The organism is Acinetobacter sp. UNC436CL71CviS28 (assembly GCF_000620525.1).
GTDB classification, from domain to species: Bacteria; Pseudomonadota; Gammaproteobacteria; order Pseudomonadales; family Moraxellaceae; genus Acinetobacter; species Acinetobacter radioresistens.
In genome coordinates this window covers 1-1832 of sequence record NZ_JIBB01000089.1, presented here as the reverse complement: position 1 = coordinate 1832, position 1832 = coordinate 1, and the positions used below count along the sequence as shown (strand labels likewise).

Below are 1832 nucleotides of genomic sequence, written 5' to 3'. Positions count from 1 at the left end.
GATATGTCTTCTATGAAAGGTATGGATCATGATATGCCGATGAATAGCGCTACTGTTAAGGCGGCTTCAGACAAGAATGATAATACCGTATTTGGATGGGCAAATGCTTCAACACCTGAAGGTAATAAAGCATTGCAATATAGTGATTTGCAATCGTTAGATCCTCAAAAAGACACTCGTGCAGCTGAACGTGAAATAGAGATCCGTCTTGGTGGAAACATGGAGCGTTATATTTGGACAATAAATGGTAAAAAATTTAATGAAGCCGACCCACTAGTGGTGAAGTATGGTGAACGTATTCGCTTAAAATTTGTCAATGACAGTATGATGGCTCACCCAATGCACTTACATGGCATGTTTATGCAGCTTGAGAATGGTCAGGATCCAAGCAATATGCCAAACAAACATACGGTAATTGTTCCACCTGGGAAAACGATAACCACTCTACTCACAGCTGATGAGTTAGGTGAGTGGGCTATTCATTGTCACCTGCTTTACCATATGAGTGCAGGAATGATGAATAAACTCATTGTAGCTCAAGTGGAAGATGGTAATTCTACAAAGACTGTTCCTCAGTCCCAAGTAAATGAGAAGGGAGTAAATCCACATGCACATCACTAATAATTTGTTTTCAAAAACAACTTTGATGATTGCGCTATTTGGATTATCAAATCTAACGTTCGCTAAAAATGAAACTCCTGTACAAGACAGTAATATTACAAAAAATATGAAAATTCTTTTACAGGAATCTGGAGGATTAAAGTATTCCCTTCAAGAGCGTTATCCAGAATATTATTCAATGGAAAATGCGGATATGGGGGATAAGAGTGTCCAGATTGCGCTTGAGAACTCTAACTCACCTCATGACAATCATCTTAAAGAACATGGTGGACAAATTTATCAAACGACAAAATTTGAAAATGAATGGATGGTTGATGAAGACGGTAAGGGCAACCTAGGAACAAAGTTTGAAACTTTAATTGGAACAGATGAAAATCGTCTATTTATTGAAGCCAATTCGGAAAAGTCAGAAAGTAATGATCCAAAATATGCTGTATTAGCACTTTATAGCCGTAACGTAGCCCCATTTTGGGATGTACAAGCTGGGGTAAGATATAGTGAAGATAAAAATAACAGCAGCAGCGATCGAGTGGATGGGGTTATTGGTATATTAGGTCTAGCTCCTTATTTCTTTGAAACACAAGCATATCTTTATGGCGGTGAGAATAATTTTTGGGGAGCAAGTTTTGAATTAGAACGTGATTTGCTTTTAACTCAGAAACTTATTACTCAACCTTATATCGAAGCAGATGTAATATTTAGCGATGATTCTAACTATGCTGCAAAATCAGGTTTATCAGAACTAAAAACTGGTATCAAAACCCGATATGAGATTACTAAGCGAATTAAACCTTTCATTGATGTTGCTTACCAATATGAAAAAGGACAGAAAGCCACTTCTATGCAAGAGGCAACAGAGTCTGAAAAGGGATGGAAATATGGTGCAGGCATCGAATTAGTTTTTTAAAATAGTATGATTTGGATTCATGAATGGTAGCTTCGGCTACTATTCATGAATTATTACTATTTATTTTCGAATCTGTAAAACTAAAAAAGCTTAATTTTTGGTCTATTTTTATGCAGTGGTTAAAAACATGCTTATCGCTGTTTTTATCGTTTGCTATTCTTTTAGTAGGATCGGCTGCTACTACTTCGTCTGTACATCATCGGTGTTTAATGTGTACTAGCTCAAACCTGATCTGACAGTTACCCATTTTTTATTGTGCCTGTCAGGTTAAATTTGAGCTAAATTCTTCTCAGCCCAAATCCGT

2 protein-coding genes and 1 pseudogene are annotated in these 1832 nt (G+C 36.7%); all 3 read left to right on the top strand.

Going from position 1 to position 1832, the window contains the following annotated elements; all coding sequences use genetic code 11:
* Nucleotides 1–621: multicopper oxidase domain-containing protein (locus N518_RS0115205; RefSeq protein WP_026444487.1), on the top strand; the 621-nt coding region annotated here is incomplete at its 5' end.
* The gene (locus N518_RS0115200; protein ID WP_026444486.1) at nucleotides 608–1528 is read left to right on the top strand and encodes a copper resistance protein B; all 921 of its coding nucleotides are present in this window, start codon (nucleotides 608–610) and stop codon (nucleotides 1526–1528) included. The genes N518_RS0115205 and N518_RS0115200, both read left to right, overlap by 14 nt.
* Before the next feature lie 23 nt (nucleotides 1529–1551).
* A pseudogene (locus N518_RS17035) lies at nucleotides 1552–1740 on the top strand (hypothetical protein); the annotation flags it as partial.
* Nucleotides 1741–1832: the final 92 nt, after the last annotated feature.

What these genes read in the sequence shown, in the direction of transcription:
- N518_RS0115200 (WP_026444486.1), top strand. Translation starts at nt 608, where the DNA reads ATGCACATCACTAATAATTTGTTTTCAAAAACAACTTTGATGATTGCG.